Source organism: uncultured Luteimonas sp., from assembly GCF_947492465.1.
Classification (GTDB): domain Bacteria; phylum Pseudomonadota; class Gammaproteobacteria; order Xanthomonadales; family Xanthomonadaceae; genus Luteimonas.
Genome location: NZ_CANLNF010000001.1, coordinates 694,664 through 710,770, shown reverse-complemented (window position 1 = coordinate 710,770; position 16,107 = coordinate 694,664). Strand labels below are relative to the sequence as shown.

Here is a 16,107-nt window from a genome sequence, read left to right as displayed (position 1 = left end):
AAAGCCTCGTCAGCCGGTCTCGCCGTCCAGCTGCGCGCACTGTGCGCACAGTCCGTGCACTTCCAGCGTCTGCGCCTGCGGCACGAAGCCCAGCGCACGCGCGCGCTCGTCGAGCGAGGCGACGACGTCCGCGTCCTCGAGTTCCACGGCGTTGTGGCAGCGGTTGCAGATCAGGAACGGCACCGAATGCTGATCGCTGTCGGGATGGTGGCAGGCGACGAAGGCATTGACCGACTGCAGCTTGTGGATGAAGCCGTTGGCGAGCAGGAAATCCAGCGCCCGGTACACCGTCGGCGGCGCATCGGCACCGGCGCCCTCGCCCGAACGCACCATGTCGAGCAGGTCGTAGGCCTTGACCGGGCGGCCGGCGCCGGCGATCAGCCGCAACACCCGCGCGCGGATCGGGGTCAGTCGCAGCCCGCGTTCCTGGCAGGCGAGTTCGACCGCGCGCACGAACGCCTGCGCGTCATGCACGTGGTGGTGCGGATCGATGCAGTCGTGCTCGGGGTCGTGCCTGGCCATGAGCGGATGATGGCGTCGCGGCGCCGGGTTCTCAACCGGCGACCGGGACCCGCGCGATCGCGGCCTCGATGCGGCGCAACGCTTCCTCGCGTCCGGCCAGGTAGACCGTGTGCGCGATGTCGGGGCTGACCTGGGTGCCGGTGATCGCCACCCGCAGCGGCTGCGCGACCTTGCCCATGCCCAGGCCCAGGGCCTCGGCAGTCGCGTGCAGGGCTTCGCCGATGGCCTCGACCGTCCACGCCGGCAACGCGGCGATGCGCGCCTGCGCATCGCGCAGGGGCGCGTCCGCGCCCGCCTTGAGGTGCTTGGCCACGGCCGCATCGTCGTAGTGCTCCAGCGGCAGGAACCACACCGCGGCGCGCTCGGCCATCTCGCGCAGGGTCTGCACGCGATCGCGCATCGCGACCACGATGTCGGCTGGCGCCGGGCCACGGGCCAGGTCGAAGCCGCACTGCCGCAGGTGCCACTGCAGGTGCGTCGCGACCTGGGCCGGATCGTCGTTTTTCAGGTACTGCTGGTTGAGCCAGCCCAGCTTGGCCGGATCAAGGCGCGCGGCCTTGGCGTTGACGTCCTTGAGTTCGAACAGCCGCTGCATCTGCGCGATCGAGAAGATCTCCTGGTCGCCATGCGACCAGCCCAGCCGCACCAGGTAGTTCAGCAGCGCATGCGGCAGGTAGCCGGCGTCGCGGTACTGCATCACGTCGGCCGCGCCGGTGCGCTTGGACAGCTTGGCGCCGTGCTCGTCGAGAATCATCGGCAGGTGCGAGAACGCCGGCACCGGCGCGGCCAGCGCCTGGTACAGGTTGATCTGGCGCGGGGTGTTGTTGACGTGGTCGTCGCCGCGCACCACGTCGGTGATGCGCATGTCGATGTCGTCCACCACCACCGCGAAGTTGTAGGTGGCGTAGCCGTCGGGGCGGAAGATCACCAGGTCGTCGAGTTCGCTGTTGGCGATCTCGATGCGGCCCTTGACCTTGTCGTCCCACGCGACCACGCCCTCGAGCGGGTTGCGGAAGCGGATCACGCGGTTGGGATCGTCGCGGCGCGTGGCATGGTATTCGGCCGATTCCCGGCGATCGCGCCAGACGCCGCTGTAGCGCGGCTTGGCGCCGGCCGCCATCGCCGCTTCGCGCATCGCGTCGAGCTCTTCCTTCGACTCGTAGGCGTAGTAGGCCTTGCCCTGCGCCACCAGCTGTTCGGCCACCTCGCGATAGCGGTCCAGGCGCTGGGTCTGGTAGATCGGGCCTTCGTCGTAATCCAGGCCCAGCCAGGCCATGGCCTCGAGAATCGCGTCGATCGCGCCCTGGGTGCTGCGCTCGCGATCGGTGTCCTCGATGCGCAGGATGAACTCGCCGCCGCGATGGCGCGACTCCAGCCAGCAGTACAGCGCGGTGCGCGCGCCGCCGATGTGCAGGTAGCCGGTGGGACTGGGGGCGAAGCGGGTGCGGCAGGTCATGGCGAGCGGAGCGTGTGCGGAAGCCGGGCATTGTAGCTTGCGCACCTCGCGCCACCGCGCCCCGGCCGTGACGGGAGGCCGGGACGTCGCCCTACAATGCCGCATGGCCACGCTCTTCATCTCCGACCTGCATCTCGACCCGGAACGACCCGACATCACGCGCCTGTTCGGCGAGTTCCTCGACGGGGAAGCCCGCACGGCGGCTGCGCTCTACATCCTCGGCGACCTGTTCGAGGCCTGGGTGGGCGACGACGATCCGTCGGAGGCCGGCGCCTTCGTGGCGACGAAACTGCGGGCTTTGTCCGAGCGCGGCGTGCCGGTCTCCTTCCAGCGTGGCAATCGCGATTTCCTGGTCGGCGATGGCTACGCGGCGCGCGCGGGCTTCGCGATCCTGCCCGATCCGGCCGTTGTCATGCTCGACGGCAGCGCGGTGCTGCTGAGCCACGGCGACCAGCTCTGCGTCGACGACGCCGCCTACCAGGCGTTCCGGGCGCAGACGCGTGATCCCGCGTGGCAGGCGCGCTTCCTCTCGCAGCCCCTGCCGGCGCGGCTCGCCTTCGCCCGGCAGGCGCGCACGGCCAGCCAGGCGCGGCAGGGCGAACTGAAGCGGGCCGGCACGATGGAGACCATCACCGACGTGGCGCCCGCAGCGGTCGAGGAGCTGTTCACCCGTTACGGCGTGGAGACCCTGATCCACGGCCACACCCACCGTCCCGCGATCCACGCGCTGGACGTGGCCGGTCGCGCGCGGCGGCGCATCGTGCTCGGCGACTGGTACGAGCAGGGCTCGGTGCTGCGCGTGGACAACGGCCGTTTCGAGCTCGATCGGCTCGCCTGAGCGGATCAGGCGGATCCGGCCGCCTGCACCAGCGCTTCGAGTTCGTCGGCACTGAAGCCCGCGGCGCTGCGCGCCTCGACGTTGAACGGCCCGTGCAGCACCGCGCGTGCGTACTGCGCCAGCAGCCTGCGGAACTCCGGCTCCGGCGCGATCCCGCGCCGTTCGCAGAACCAGCGGAACCAGCGGCTGCCCGCGGCGACGTGAGCCACCTCCTCGCGCAGGATCACCTCCAGCACGTCGGCGGTGGCGTCGTCGTCGAGCCCGCGCAGCTTCACGATCATGCCCGGGGTCACGTCCAGCCCGCGCGCCTCGAGCACGCGTGGTACCAGGGCCATGCGCGCCAGCCCGTCGTGCGCGGTCTTCTCGCACATCTCCCACAGGCCGTTATGGGCGTCGAAATCGCCGTAGTCGTGGCCCAGCGCCCGCAGCCGCTCGCGCAGCATCATGAAATGCCGGGCCTCGTCGTCGGCGATGCGCACCCAGTCGACGTAGTAGTCGGCGGGCAGGCCGCGGAAGCGATAGGCCGCATCCCAGGCCAGGTCGACGGCGTTGAGTTCGATATGCGCGATCGAATGGATGAACGCGGCGCGGCCCTGCACCGTGCCGAAGCCGCGGCGCGGCAGTTCGCGCGGATGCACCAGCGCCGGGCGCGGCGGACGGCCCGGCATCCGGATCGGCGCGGGACCGGCCGCGTCCCCCGGCACGGCGAGTTCGCCGCGTGCGAAGGACGCGGCATGGCGCCGGGTCAGCGCGATCTTGTCGTCGACATCCGCCGCATCGAGGCACTCGCGCGCGGCGTCGAACAGCGTCCGCATCGCGCGCCGCTCAGAGCGCGAGCCGGCGTTGCCGCTTGGCGTCGTCCGAGCGCAGCTGGCGCAGGCCTTCGAAGTAGCCCGGCTCCACGCCGGTGGCGTACTCGCCGCTGAAGCAGGAGCTGTCGAACTTCATGCCTTCGAACTTCGGCCCGGCCACCGCCTTCTCCAGGTCCGCGAGGTCCTGGTAGACCAGCCAGTCGCAGCCGATCATGCGCTCGATTTCCGCTTCGCTGCGGCCGTGCGCGATGAGTTCCTCGGGCGTGGGCATGTCGATGCCGTAGATGTTGGGATGGCGGACCGGCGGCGCGGCGGACGCCAGGTACACCTTGCGCGCGCCGGCATCGCGGGCCATCTGCACGATCTGCTGCGAGGTGGTGCCGCGCACGATCGAATCGTCCACCAGCAGCACCACCCGGTTGCGGAACTCGAGCTTGATCGGGTTGAGCTTGCGCTTGACCGATTTCACCCGCTCGCCCTGCCCCGGCATGATGAAGGTGCGGCCGACGTAACGGTTCTTGACGAAACCCTCGCGGTACTTCACCCCGAGCACATGGGCGATCTCCAGCGCGGCATCGCGCGAGGTGTCGGGGATCGGGATCACCGTGTCGATGTCGTGGTCCGGCCGCAGGCGCAGGATCTTCTCGCCCAGCACCGTGCCCATGCGCATGCGCGCCTTGTGCACCGAGATGTTCTCGATCATCGAGTCGGGCCGCGCGAAATACACGTACTCGAAGATGCACGGGGCGCTGGCCACCTCTTCGGCGCACTGCCGGGTATGCAGTTCGCCGCGCGGAGTCACCACCACACCCTCGCCCGGGGCGACGTCGCGGACCAGCTCGAAGCCGAGGATGTCGAGCGCCACCGACTCCGACGCGATCGCGTATTCGTTGCCGGCCTCGGTCTCCCGCTTGCCCAGCACCAGCGGCCGGATGCCGTGCGGATCGCGGAACGCGACCAGTCCCAGCCCCAGCACCGTGGCCACGCCGGCGTAGCCGCCGCGGGCACGCCGGTTCACGCCTTCGATGGCGCGGAACGCAGCCTCCGGCGTCAGCGTGCGGCTGCGGTCGAGCTCGTGCGCGAACACGTTGAGCAGCACTTCCGAATCGGACTGGGTGTTGATGTTGCGCCGGTCCTGCTCGAACACCTCGCGCCGCAGCGTGTCGGTGTTGATCAGGTTGCCGTTGTGCGCCAGCGCGATCCCGTAGGGCGAGTTGACGTAGAACGGCTGCGCCTCGTCGCTGCCTTCGCTGCCGGCGGTGGGATAGCGGCAGTGGGCGATGCCCACGCGCCCTTCCAGCAGGGCCATGGCCTTGGGGTGGAACACGTCGCGCACCAGGCCGTTGCCCTTGTGCACGCGCATCTGGGTGCCGGTGGAGGTCGCGATGCCCGCTGCGTCCTGGCCGCGGTGCTGGAGGACGGTCAGGCCGTCGTACAGCGCGGTCGCGACCTCGGTGGTGGCGACGATGCCGATGATGCCGCACATGGCAGTGGTTTCCGTTGCGTGTTGCGGGAGTGGAACGGGTGGCCGTGGCCGCCGGTCAGGGATGCGGACGGACCATGCCGTCGATGCCGACCTTCGACTTCACCTGCGCCTTGAGGCGCTCGGCGTCGTCGCGACCCGGGACCGGGCCGGCCTTGACCCGGGTCAGGCGGCCGCGATCGGTGGCGACGGTGTCGGTGAATGCATCGATGCCCATGCCGCGCAGGCGATCGCGCAGGCGCGTGGCTTCGGCGGCGTTGCTGAAGGCGCCGACCTGGACGGCAAAGCCCACTCCGCTGGCGGCGGGCGCGGCGGGCGCGGCGGGGGCCGGCGTCGCTGCCGCCGGTGCCTGCGCGACGCGCTCGCCGGCGGGCGCGCGGGGCGGCGTGGCGGCCGGCCGCGAAGGTGCCGCATCCAGCGCGACCACGCGCGGGGTGACGTCGTTGCGCACCTGCGCGGCACGCACGCGCGTGGCTTCGGCGGCCTCGCGGGTGGCGAACGGCCCCAGCCGGACGCGCTGCGCCGCACGACCGTCGAGGGTGAACGGTTCGCTGTAGGCCTTCAGTCCGGCCTGCGAGAGCTGGCGCACGATCAGCTGCGCGTCGCGCTCGCTGCCGAAGGCGCCGAAGTGCACGGCGTAGTCGCCTCCGGCCGAGGTCGGCGGCAGCGGTTGCGCCGCCGGTTGCGCGCGGGCGGGCGCAGGTTCGGTGCGTGCGGGCGGCTCGACCGGCGTCGCGGCGGCAGCCGGCGCCGGCGCGGGAGTCGCGGCGTCTTCGGCAAGCTCGGCCGCATCCGGATGGGTCTGGACGATGTCGTCCGCCGGCAGCGCGTCGGCGCCCGGGCGCTCGCCGGGCGGCTGCGCGGTGGCGGTATCGACCGTGGCCAGCTGGCCGTCGTCGAGCGGCTCCGGCGTCCCCAGCACGCCGCCCTCGGGCGCGCCGGCCGGCACGACCAGCGGCAGGTCGACGGTCCGATAGCCGCTTTCCGGCGCGTCGGGCACGCGCATGGACAGGTCGGACACGCCGCTGTCCGGGGCGGGTCCCTTGACCAGCATCGGGAGGAAGATCACGGCCAGCGCCACGAGCACGGCGGCACCGATCAGGCGCTGTTTCAATCCGGCATCCATCGGGTTCGGCAAGAGCGGCGGGGCGCGCGAATTATACGCCGCGCGGCGCGCCGGCTTCTGAACCCGGGCCACGCAACATCCGCGACGCTTCCTCCGCCGCATGGAACGACCCGAACACCAGCACGCGGTCGCCTGGAGCGGCCGCCTGCAGCGCGGCGGACAGCGCCGCGGCGGGATCGGACCGCGTGCCCGCGACGCAAGCGGCGCATCCGGCCAGCCGCTGCGCCAGCAGGTCGACCTGCAGCCCTCGCACGCCTGCGCCCAGCGATCCGCCCAGCCACCAGGCGTCGACCAGGCCGTCGAACGCAGCCACCACGGCGGCCGCGTCCTTGTCGGCCAGCGCGGCGTAGACCGCGTGCGTGCGCCCCTTGATAGGCGTCGCGCGCAGCCAGGCGGCAAGTTCGCGCGCGGCCTGCGGGTTGTGGCCGACATCGACGAAGACCGCGACGCCACCGCGGTCGAAGGGCTGCAGCCGCCCGGCCAGCCGCGCCGCGGCGACGCCGCCGGCGATGGCCGTTGCCGGCAGGTCGATCTCCAGCGCGCGCAACGCGGCGATCGCGACCGCCGCGTTGCGCAGCTGCACGGGCGCGGCCAGTGCGGGCATCGGCAGGTCCAGCGCGCATCCGACCTCGCGCCAGCGCCAGCGCGTCGCATCGACCGGCTCGAAGAAGAAATCGCAGCCGATCCGCAGGGCCGAAGCGCCAATCGCGTAGGCGTGGCGCAGCACGCTCGCCGGAGGATCGTCGTCGCCCAGCACCAGCGGCTTCCAGGCGCGGGCGATGCCGGCCTTCTCGGCGCCGATCGCCTCGCGATCGTCGCCCAGCCAGTCCTGGTGGTCCAGGTCGACGGTGGTGATCACCGCGACATCGGCATCGACCAGGTTGGTGGCGTCGAGCCGTCCGCCCAGCCCGACCTCCAGGATCGCCAGATCCAGCCCGGCGCGCGCGAACAGCCACAGGGCCGCCAGGGTGCCGAACTCGAAATAGGTCAACGGCGTGGCGCCGCGGGCGGCATCGACCGCGGCGAAGGCCTCCGCCAGCGCGGCCTCCCCGGCCTCGACGCCGTCGATGCGGACCCGCTCGCCGTAGGCCAGCAGGTGCGGCGAGGTGTAGGCGCCCACGCGCAGCCCCGCCTCGCGCGCGATCGACTCGAGGAAGGCGACCGTCGATCCCTTGCCGTTGGTGCCGCCGACGGTGACCACGTGGGTGGCCGGCCGCCCGAGCGCCAGCCGCGCGGCCACCTCGCGCACGCGCTCGAGTCCCATCTCGATGGCCTGGGGGTGCTGGCGCTCGATGTGGCCGAGCCAGTCCTGGAGAGTGTTGCGCATGGGAATACCGGGAGCTGCCTTCGCGGACGCGGCACGTGGACGACCGCCACGGCGACGCACGGCGGAGACGGAAGATCGCCCGCTGCGCGGGCGACGGCAAGTGGACTGGAGCGGGCGGACACAGGCTGCGGGCGCCAGCCCTCGGCGGCGCATGCGAGCCGCAGGCCGCGCGAGCGGCTGCCTACAGGGCCCGGTGCACGGCCTCGCCGAAGAACGCAGTGTGGTGTGAGCAGTCGTTCAGGCGCACCACCTCGAGGCTGTCCAGGGTCTCGCCCTCGAGCAGGTTGAGCGTGGTCGGCGCCTGGCGGAACGTCCACAGCCGCGACAGCGGAATGCCGAGCACGTGGCACAGCAGCACGCGGTTGACCGCGTCGTGCGCGACCACCAGCAGGGTGTCGTTGCCGCCGAGGCCCTCGGTCGACCACTGCAGCGCTTCCCAGGAGCGGCGGAACACCTGCTTGAGCGACTCGCCGCCCGGCATCTGCACGGTGTCCGGCGCATCGCGCCAGGCGCGCAGGCGCTCGGGATCGGTGGCGCCGATCTCGCTGGCCAGCAGCCCTTCCCAGGTGCCGTGGGCGATTTCCATGAAGCCCATCTCGGTGGTCAGCATCGGCGCGCGCGCCTCGCCCAGGGCGAACTGCGCCGTGTGGTAGGCACGGGTCAGCGGCGAGCTGACGGCCTTGTCGATGCGCACGTCGCGCAGGCGCTCGCCAAGCAGGCGCGCCTGTTCTTCTCCTACCGGCGACAGGGGGATGTCTTCCTGTCCCTGGTAACGGCCTTCGGCATTCCACGGCGTCTCGCCGTGGCGGGCAAGCAGGATTCTCATGCGGCTGGGGATTCCGGTACGGGTCGGGGGACGCCCGCGACTCCCCGGGGCGCACCGCCTAGTCTAAGCGATGCGGTGCGCCCGTTGGCCGATGCTTGCCGGCCGCAACTATCGCCCGGGCGCCACGCCCATTTCCTGCAGCAGCGCCGGCGCCGGATAGACCTCCTGCATGATCCAGCGCATGTAGCGCTGGTCGACCGAGATGGTGCGGGTCATCTCCTCGTCGAACACCCAGTTCGACACCACCGCCTCCCAGTTCATGTCGAACAGCAATCCGGTCAGCCGGCCGCGCGCATCGAGCACGGGCGAACCGGAGTTGCCGCCGGTCACGTCCAGGTCGGACAGGAAGTTGACCGGTACCGAGCGCAGGCGACGGTCGGCCAGGCCGCCGTGACGCCTGGCCTCGATGGCATCGAGCAGCGCCTGCGGCGCGTCGAACGGCTCCTCGCCGGTCGCCTTGGCCGCGACCTCCTCCAGCCGGGTGAATGCCTGCTGGCGGGTGCCGTCGAGCTTGGTGTACGGGCGGACGTTGCCGAACGTGATGCGCAACGAGGAGTTGGCGTCGGGATAGACGTATCCGCCCTGGCTGCGGCGATGCTCGGCGACGGCCTGCAGGTAGGTGGCGCGTGCCGACAGGCGTTCGCCGGCCCGGGTCTTGCCCTCGCGCTCGAGTTCCAGCAGCGTCGGCATGATCGCCACGGCGTAGCGGATCGCCGGATCCTTGCTGGACTCGAACGCCTTGCGATCGGCCTGCAGCCATTCCATGCGGCGCGCGGTATCGCCCACGGTGGTCCGGGCCAGGCGGTCGAGCGCGCGCTCGATCGCCTTGCCGTCGCTGCCGCCCAGCCACTTGTCGATCGCCTCGATCCGCTGCGCGGCCGGCAGCTTGACGTACTCGGCCAGCCAGTAGGCCTGCAGCTCGCGGTCCATCGCCGCCACGTAGCGGCGATCCATCTGCCGCAGGCCGCCCTCGATGGTGGGCAGGTCGCGGTCCTGGTAGCCCTGCTCGCGCTCGGCATCGGGCTTGTCGCGCTCGATCGCCAGGCGGTAGAGGGTGGTCGCGGCCGAGATCGCCCCGGTGCCGTTGAACATGCGCAGCACCAGGTCGCGCTCGCGGGTCGCCCGCTCGGCCTGGTCGAGCGCGACCAGGCGTTCGTGCGCGGCGAGCGCGTCGGCGCCCTCTTCGCCGCGACTGCGCAGCCATTCGAGCACCGCAGCTTCCTGGGCGCGCTTGGTCTCGGCCGCCTGCGTGCGCGCGAAGCCGGTCAGCTGGCCTTCGTAGTTCTTGGTCACGTTCTCCCAGCCGCGCACGGTGCTGGCGTACTTCACCTCGATGTCCGGATCCGCCTTGCCACGCGCATCGACCAGGTCGATCAGCGCGCGGTAATGGCGGCCGATGGTCGGATACGACCACTGTTCGGTTTCCTCGAACTCCCCGGCCAGCGCGTAGCGGCTGGTGCGGCCCGGATAGCCGGCCACCATCACGAAGTCCCCCTCGCGCAGCGGCCGGTCGGCGATCTTCAACCAGTGGCGCGGCTGATAGGGCACGTTGTCGGGCGAATGCGCGGCGGGCTTGCCGTCCGGACCGACGTAGGCGCGGTAGAAGGCGAAGTCGCCGGTGTGGCGCGGCCACATCCAGTTGTCCACCTCGCCGCCGTAGTTGCCGATGCTGCCCGGCGGCGCATAGGCCAGGCGCACGTCGCGGATCTCCAGGTTGCGGAACAGGCGGTAGTCGTTGCCGCCGAGAAAGCTGTACAGGCGGCAGCGGTAGCCCGCTTCGGCTTCGCAGTCGGCGACCAGCCGCTTCTCGATCGCATCCAGCGCCTGGGTGCGGGCGAGCGGATCGGCGGCCGCCTCGATCGCGCCGCGCACCTGGGCGGTGACGTCGGTGATCGCGTCGAGCACGTAGATGCGCGCATTCGGGCCGGCGGTGATCTCGTTGGCCGGCGCGGCGGCGTTGAAGCCGTCGCGCATCAGGTTGTTCTCGGGCGTGGAATTGAGCTGGATCGCGCCATAGGCGCAGTGGTGGTTGGTGACCACCAGGCCCTGCGGCGAGATGAAACTCGCGGTGCAGCCGCCAAGCGAGACCACCGCGCCGAGCGGATCGCCGGTCAGGTCGGCCAGTTGCGCCGGGTCGAGCTTCAGTCCGGCCTTCTTCAGCGGCCCGGCGATCTCCGGCAGCTGCTGCGGCACCCACATGCCCTCGGTGGCGTGCGCGGCGGGGATGGCGGCAACGGCGACCGCGGCGGAGAGGCTCAGCAGGGAGAGGCGCATGCAACGGTTCCACCTGAAAGGACTGCCGGATTGTAGCCGCCCTTCCCGGCCGGGAGGCCGGCCTTCGCGCCTGCCGTTTCCCCTGCAACCTATAATGGCCGCCCATTCCCGACGGCTTCCCCGATGTCCGCAACCATGAAGGCGCTGGTCAAGCGCGAGACCACCAAGGGCCTGTGGATGGAGCAGGTGCCGGTGCCGGTACCGGGGTCCAACGAGGTGCTGATCCGGGTCGAGAAGACCGCGATCTGCGGCACCGACCTGCACATCTACCTGTGGGACGAGTGGGCGCAGCGCACGATCCGCCAGGGCCTGGTGATCGGCCACGAGTTCGTCGGCCGCGTGGCCGAACTGGGTCCAGGCGTCTCCGGCTATACCGTCGGCCAGCGCGTGTCCGCCGAGGGCCACATCGTCTGCGGCCACTGCCGCAACTGCCGCGCCGGCAAGCAGCACCTGTGCCCCAACACCGTGGGCATCGGCGTCAACCGCGACGGCGCCTTCGCCGAGTACATCGTGATGCCCGCCAGCAACCTGTGGCCGGTGCCCGACCAGGTCCCGAGCGAACTGGCCGCGTTCTTCGACCCCTACGGCAACGCCGCGCACTGCGCGCTGGAGTTCGACGTGGTCGGCGAGGACGTGCTGATCACCGGCGCCGGCCCGATCGGGGTGATGGCCGCCGGCATCTGCAAGCACATCGGCGCGCGCAACGTCGTGGTCACCGACGTCAACGACTACCGCCTCAAGCTCGCCGCGGACATGGGCGCCACGCGCGTGGTCAACATCGCCAACGCCTCGCTGCGCGAGGTGATGGCCGACCTGCACCTGGAAGGCTTCGACGTGGGCCTGGAGATGAGCGGCAATCCGCGCGCCTTCAACGACATGCTCGACTGCATGTACCACGGCGGCAAGGTCGCCCTGCTCGGCCTCCTCCCCAAGGGCGCCGGCGTGGACTGGGACCGCATCATCTTCAAGGGCCTCACCGTGCAGGGCATCTACGGCCGCAAGATGTACGAGACCTGGTACAAGATGACCCAGCTGGTGCTCTCGGGCTTCCCGCTCGGCAAGGTGCTCAGCCACCAGCTGCAGGCCGACGACTTCCAGAAGGGCTTCGACCTGATGGAGTCGGGCAAGTCGGGCAAGGTGGTGCTCGACTGGCATTGAGCCCTGCCGCCGACGCCACGCCGCGACGAGACCAGGACGATCATCCATGCGACGACACCAGGGAGGGTGAACATGAAACTGCCGCGCATCCTGTCGATTCTGACGCTTCTCACGGCCACCTCGGCCGCCTCTGCCGCGCCGGAATGTCCGAAACTGGACGACCCGCCGGCGGATGTATGCATTGCCAGCGCCCATGGCGTGGCCTATGGACGGACACGCAGCGACGCCGAGATGGGGTCGCGCGCACTCGAAAGCGCTGCCGGGCAGTTCGCGCTGTACTTCGGAACAGAGCCGCCGGCGGGGATGCTGGTCCTCAGCAGGACCTACACCACGGAGGCCGCCACCGCGCTCGCCGCAGCCCATTCACTGGCATACGGTCTGTCCTGGCTACCCGCCTCCGCGAGTCCGTGGTCGCGTCCCGACCCCAGTTCCAGGCGGCGCCCCGGTGCCGGCCGGCGCGATCCGGCACTTCACGAGGATGTCCTCCGCCACGAGCTCGGTCACGCCATGTACGCCGCCATGTTCTGGCCCGGCGCGGCCAGCGAAACGCCTGCCTACGGCAGTCCGGCGCCCGACTGGCTGGACGAGAGCGTCGCCGAGCTGATGGAGTCGCCCGAATCCCAGCAGCAGCGTGGCGCCCGTTTCCTCGCGACGCAGCGTTCATCGCCCAACGGCGTTCCGCCGCTCGCCACGTTCCTGTCCATGCCGCATCCCGCACTCGCCCTGCAGCAGACGATGCGCAGGAACGGGCAGATCAGCCGTTCGGGCGTGGCATCGCTGGAACTGTCACCCGGGGACCGCACCGCTCTGACGCTGGACATGTTCTACGGACAGGCGCTTGTGTTTGCCGCATTCCTGATCGAGGCAAGCGGCGACGTGCGGGTTCTGCGCGACATCAGCGACGCCACGGCGGCCGGAGTCGATTTCGAGGGCTGGCTCGCACGACGCGGGGAAGCATCCTCCCTCCCATCGACCCTGCCGCTACTGCAGGCCCGTTGGGACGAATGGCTCCAGCGCATGTCGGAGAGGAAAGACCCTGCGACTAGCGGCTAGACTGTCGGACTGTATTCCGTCGGATACCGCCATGTCCCTGACCGACCGCTACGCCGCCACCCTCGACGAGATCCGCGACGCGGGCCTGTTCAAGGCCGAGCGCATCATCACCAGTCCGCAGTCGGCGGAAATCACCCTGGCCGATGGCCGCACGGTGCTGAACTTCTGCGCCAACAACTACCTGGGGCTGGCGGACCATCCGGACATCATCGCGGCCGCCCGGGAGGCGCTGGACACGCACGGCTTCGGCATGGCGTCGGTGCGCTTCATCTGCGGCACCCAGGACCTGCACAAGCAGCTGGAGAAGACCATCGCGGACTTCTTCGGCAAGGACGACACGATCCTCTACGCGGCCTGTTTCGATGCCAATGGCGGCCTGTTCGAGCCACTGCTCGACGAGCACGACGCGATCATCTCCGATGCGCTCAACCATGCGTCCATCATTGATGGCGTTCGACTGTGCAAGGCGCAGCGATTCCGTTACGCCAACTGCGACATGGCCGACCTGGAGCGGCAGCTGCAGGCCGCCGATGCCGCCGGCTGCCGCACCAAGCTGATCACCACCGATGGCGTGTTCTCGATGGACGGGTTCATTGCGCCGCTCGACGAGATCACCGCGCTGGCGGCGAAGTACGGCGCCCTGGTGCACATCGACGAATGCCACGCCACCGGCTTCCTGGGCAGGAGCGGACGCGGCTCCGCCGAGGTCAAGGGCGTACTGGACCGCATCGACATCATCACCGGCACGCTCGGCAAGGCGATGGGCGGCGCACTGGGCGGGTTCACCACGGCCAAGGCGGAAGTCGTCGAACTGCTGCGCCAGCGCTCGCGCCCCTATCTGTTCTCCAACTCGCTGCCGCCGCATGTCGTGGCAGCAGGCACCAGGGCGTTCGAGATGCTAGACGCCGCCGGCGACCTGCGCGAGCGCCTGGCTGCCAACACCGCGTACTTCCGCGAACGGATGACCGCGGCCGGTTTCGACCTGCGCCCCGGCACGCATCCGATCTGCCCGGTGATGCTGTACGACGCGCCGCTGGCGCAGCGCTTCGCCGAACGGCTGCTCGAGGAAGGCATCTATGCGATCGGGTTCTTCTTTCCGGTCGTGCCCAAGGGGCAGGCGCGGATCCGCACGCAGATGTCGGCCGCGCACACGCGCGAGCACATCGATCGCGCCATCGACGCATTCACCCGCATCGGGCATGAACTGGGCGTACTGAAGGGCTGACAGGCCCTTCGCGTTGCGCTTTCGCCGTGGAAACCGGCGCCTGCGGATGCGCCGCGGCCGTCCGGAAGGCGGCGCCTGCCGTTACTGGGCCTGGCCTTCGGCCGGAACCTCGGCTGCCGCGGGAGTTTCGACCGCGGGAGCCGCGCGCCGTCCGGCGCTGTAGCCGTTGGCCTGCAGCCAGGCGTCGAAATCATCGGCGGTCATGCGCTTGCCGTTCTGGGTCATGTTGAACCGGTACGGCGTGTTGTCGTGCTCGGTACGCTTGACATAGGTGCCGGGATTCGGCGCGGCCAGCGCCGAGGCCGGCGTGGCCGCGGCCAGCTGCTGGCAGCCCTCCACCCGCAGTCGCCACAGCACATTGTCGACCGATTGCGACTCGTCGAAATCGGGGGCAAGCACGCCGCGCTGCGCTCCCAGCTGGGGGTTCACGCTGGCAAATCCGCTCGCCACAGGCAGCAGCACGGTCGGACGCACGGCCAGTGGCTGCGCGCTCGCGCTGGGACACTGGGTGGAAGCGTGGGCGGACATCGCGCCCAGCGACAACAGCAACACGGCCCATCCACGCATCGTCCCTCTCCGCCTCGAAAATCTGGGCGCGAGTGTAGCAGCGCACGACCGCCAGGCAAGCGGATCGCCTCGCGCGCGTCCGACCTCTGCCCCACAACGCAGGAAGCCCGGCACGAGGCCGGGCTTCCTGGGTCCATCTGCTCGAATCCAGATCAGTTCTGGACGTTGAGCTCGGTGCGGCGATTGACCTCGCTCTTGCAGCCCGGCAGCGTCTGCGCGGTCGGCTCCAGCGGACGGCTCTCGCCGTAACCGGTCGGACCCATCAGGCGGCCGGCGTCGATGCCGTTGCTGGTCATGTAGTCGTACACCGCACGGGCGCGACGCTCCGACAGGCTCTGGTTGTAGGCGTCCGTACCGCACAGGTCGGTATGGCCAGCCACTTCCACGCGCAGGTCGGGATAGCGCTTCAGGATCTCCACCGCCTCGTTCAGGATCTGCACCGCGTCAGGACGCAGCGTCGAACGGTCGAAGTCGAAGTTCACCCCGTTCAGGTCGATCGTGATCGGGGCCGGCGGCGGCGGCGGGGCAGCTTCGGCCGGCGGCGGCGGCGGCGGCGGGGCCACCGGCGCGGTCGGCTCCGGACCCAGCGGGATCACGACGCCCACCGAGGCGATCACGTCGCCGAAGTAGCTCTCTTCCTGCTGGTGCGGATAGCCCGAGCCATCCGTCCCCGACTCGGCCGCGAAGCTCGAATCGTCGAAGTCGAAGCGGGTCGCCAGTTCGGCACGCACCGCCACGCGGCGGCTGAAGTCGCTCTGCAGGCCCACGCCCAGCTTGGCGGCCAGGTTGCCGTCCTCACGCTGCAGCGGCGAATCCGACGACAGCACCGCGTACTCTTCCTCCGAACGCTGGTAGCCCAGGCCGAACAGCACGTACGGCGACCAGTTGCGCTCTTCGGAGATGAAGTGGCGACGGAAGTCCAGCGACACCCCGTACTGGCTCCACAGCAGGTCCTTGTTGTGCTCGAAGGACGGGTTCTGGTAGTTCAGCGCGCCTTCCACCGACCACTCGGGGCTGATGAACTTGCCCAGGCCCAGGCCCAGCGCATAGGCGTCGTCCGTACGACGGTCCTCGTCCTGGAGGTTGAAGCCGACCGAACCGGTCAGGTACCAGCGGTCGTCGAATTCCTGCGCGGACGCGACGGTCGTCACGGCCATGCCCGCCAGGAGGGCGGCGCTCAGCAAGCGGATTTTCATTGAAAACTCCTTAGGGGGATTGTCCGGGAAAATGAAACGGGTTCACGCATCTGAATCCTGCTCGTGCCCCGGTCGAAGAGGCCGGCCCAAGCCATTGTTCCTTGGCTTGCGCCGCGGAGGATAGCATGCGTCGAACGGATTCTTAACAAGCAACTCGCGGAATCCGGCGGCCGCCCGTCAAGGGCGGCCGCCGACCCGGTCAGTTCTGGACGTTGAGCTCGGTGCGGCGGTTGACCTCGCTCTT

The 16,107-nt window shown here is 70.2% G+C and carries 14 protein-coding genes; 4 read left to right on the top strand and 10 right to left on the bottom strand.

The annotated features are described in order from the left end of the window. Positions 1-9: 9 nt before the first annotated feature. Positions 10-522, bottom strand: coding sequence for a transcriptional repressor (locus Q0863_RS03180; RefSeq protein ID WP_298574952.1), 513 nt, complete (start codon positions 520-522; stop codon positions 10-12). A 31-nt stretch (positions 523-553) separates the two neighbouring features. Next, complete coding sequence (gene gltX, locus Q0863_RS03175) at positions 554-1,978, bottom strand: glutamate--tRNA ligase (protein WP_298574950.1); 1,425 nt, start codon at positions 1,976-1,978, stop codon at positions 554-556. Positions 1,979-2,081: 103 nt separating this feature from the next. Between gltX and lpxH the strand changes: the two genes are divergently transcribed. Next, positions 2,082-2,816, top strand: a complete 735-nt coding sequence (gene lpxH, locus Q0863_RS03170) for a UDP-2,3-diacylglucosamine diphosphatase (protein ID WP_298574948.1) — start codon at positions 2,082-2,084, stop codon at positions 2,814-2,816. 5 nt (positions 2,817-2,821) lie between these two features. On the opposite strand, the gene Q0863_RS03165 is transcribed toward lpxH, so the two are convergent. From Q0863_RS03165 to Q0863_RS03140, 6 genes are all read right to left on the bottom strand, one after another. Next, a complete protein-coding gene (locus Q0863_RS03165; protein ID WP_298574946.1) occupies positions 2,822-3,631 on the bottom strand; it encodes a ferritin-like domain-containing protein in 810 nt (269 codons plus the stop codon). A gap of 10 nt (positions 3,632-3,641) precedes the next feature. Then, positions 3,642-5,114, bottom strand: a complete 1,473-nt coding sequence (purF, locus tag Q0863_RS03160; protein WP_298574944.1) for an amidophosphoribosyltransferase — start codon at positions 5,112-5,114, stop codon at positions 3,642-3,644. Between the two features lie 55 nt (positions 5,115-5,169). Continuing rightward, on the bottom strand, positions 5,170-6,237 hold the full coding sequence (locus Q0863_RS03155) for an SPOR domain-containing protein (RefSeq protein ID WP_298574941.1): 1,068 nt from the start codon (positions 6,235-6,237) through the stop codon (positions 5,170-5,172). A 31-nt stretch (positions 6,238-6,268) separates the two neighbouring features. Beyond that, on the bottom strand, positions 6,269-7,564 hold the full coding sequence (folC, locus tag Q0863_RS03150; RefSeq protein ID WP_298574939.1) for a bifunctional tetrahydrofolate synthase/dihydrofolate synthase: 1,296 nt from the start codon (positions 7,562-7,564) through the stop codon (positions 6,269-6,271). Positions 7,565-7,745: 181 nt separating this feature from the next. Next, a complete protein-coding gene (locus Q0863_RS03145; RefSeq protein WP_298574937.1) occupies positions 7,746-8,390 on the bottom strand; it encodes a histidine phosphatase family protein in 645 nt (214 codons plus the stop codon). A 108-nt stretch (positions 8,391-8,498) separates the two neighbouring features. After that, a complete protein-coding gene (locus Q0863_RS03140; RefSeq protein WP_298574935.1) occupies positions 8,499-10,664 on the bottom strand; it encodes a S46 family peptidase in 2,166 nt (721 codons plus the stop codon). Between the two features lie 123 nt (positions 10,665-10,787). Between Q0863_RS03140 and tdh the strand changes: the two genes are divergently transcribed. From tdh to kbl, 3 genes are all read left to right on the top strand, one after another. Then, positions 10,788-11,822, top strand: a complete 1,035-nt coding sequence (gene tdh, locus Q0863_RS03135; RefSeq protein WP_298574933.1) for an L-threonine 3-dehydrogenase — start codon at positions 10,788-10,790, stop codon at positions 11,820-11,822. 72 nt (positions 11,823-11,894) lie between these two features. Beyond that, positions 11,895-12,875 (top strand): hypothetical protein, encoded by a 981-nt coding sequence (locus Q0863_RS03130; RefSeq protein WP_298574931.1) that lies wholly within the window; start codon positions 11,895-11,897, stop codon positions 12,873-12,875. 31 nt (positions 12,876-12,906) lie between these two features. Next, positions 12,907-14,100 carry a glycine C-acetyltransferase gene (gene kbl / locus Q0863_RS03125; protein WP_298574930.1) on the top strand — a complete coding sequence of 398 codons (1,194 nt, stop codon included), beginning with the start codon at positions 12,907-12,909 and terminating at the stop codon, positions 14,098-14,100. Between the two features lie 81 nt (positions 14,101-14,181). Here kbl and Q0863_RS03120 read toward each other — a convergent pair whose 3' ends face one another. Further along, a complete protein-coding gene (locus tag Q0863_RS03120) occupies positions 14,182-14,667 on the bottom strand; it encodes a hypothetical protein (protein ID WP_298574928.1) in 486 nt (161 codons plus the stop codon). A gap of 152 nt (positions 14,668-14,819) precedes the next feature. Beyond that, positions 14,820-15,863 carry an OmpA family protein gene (locus tag Q0863_RS03115; RefSeq protein ID WP_345780502.1) on the bottom strand — a complete coding sequence of 348 codons (1,044 nt, stop codon included), beginning with the start codon at positions 15,861-15,863 and terminating at the stop codon, positions 14,820-14,822. Positions 15,864-16,107: the final 244 nt, after the last annotated feature.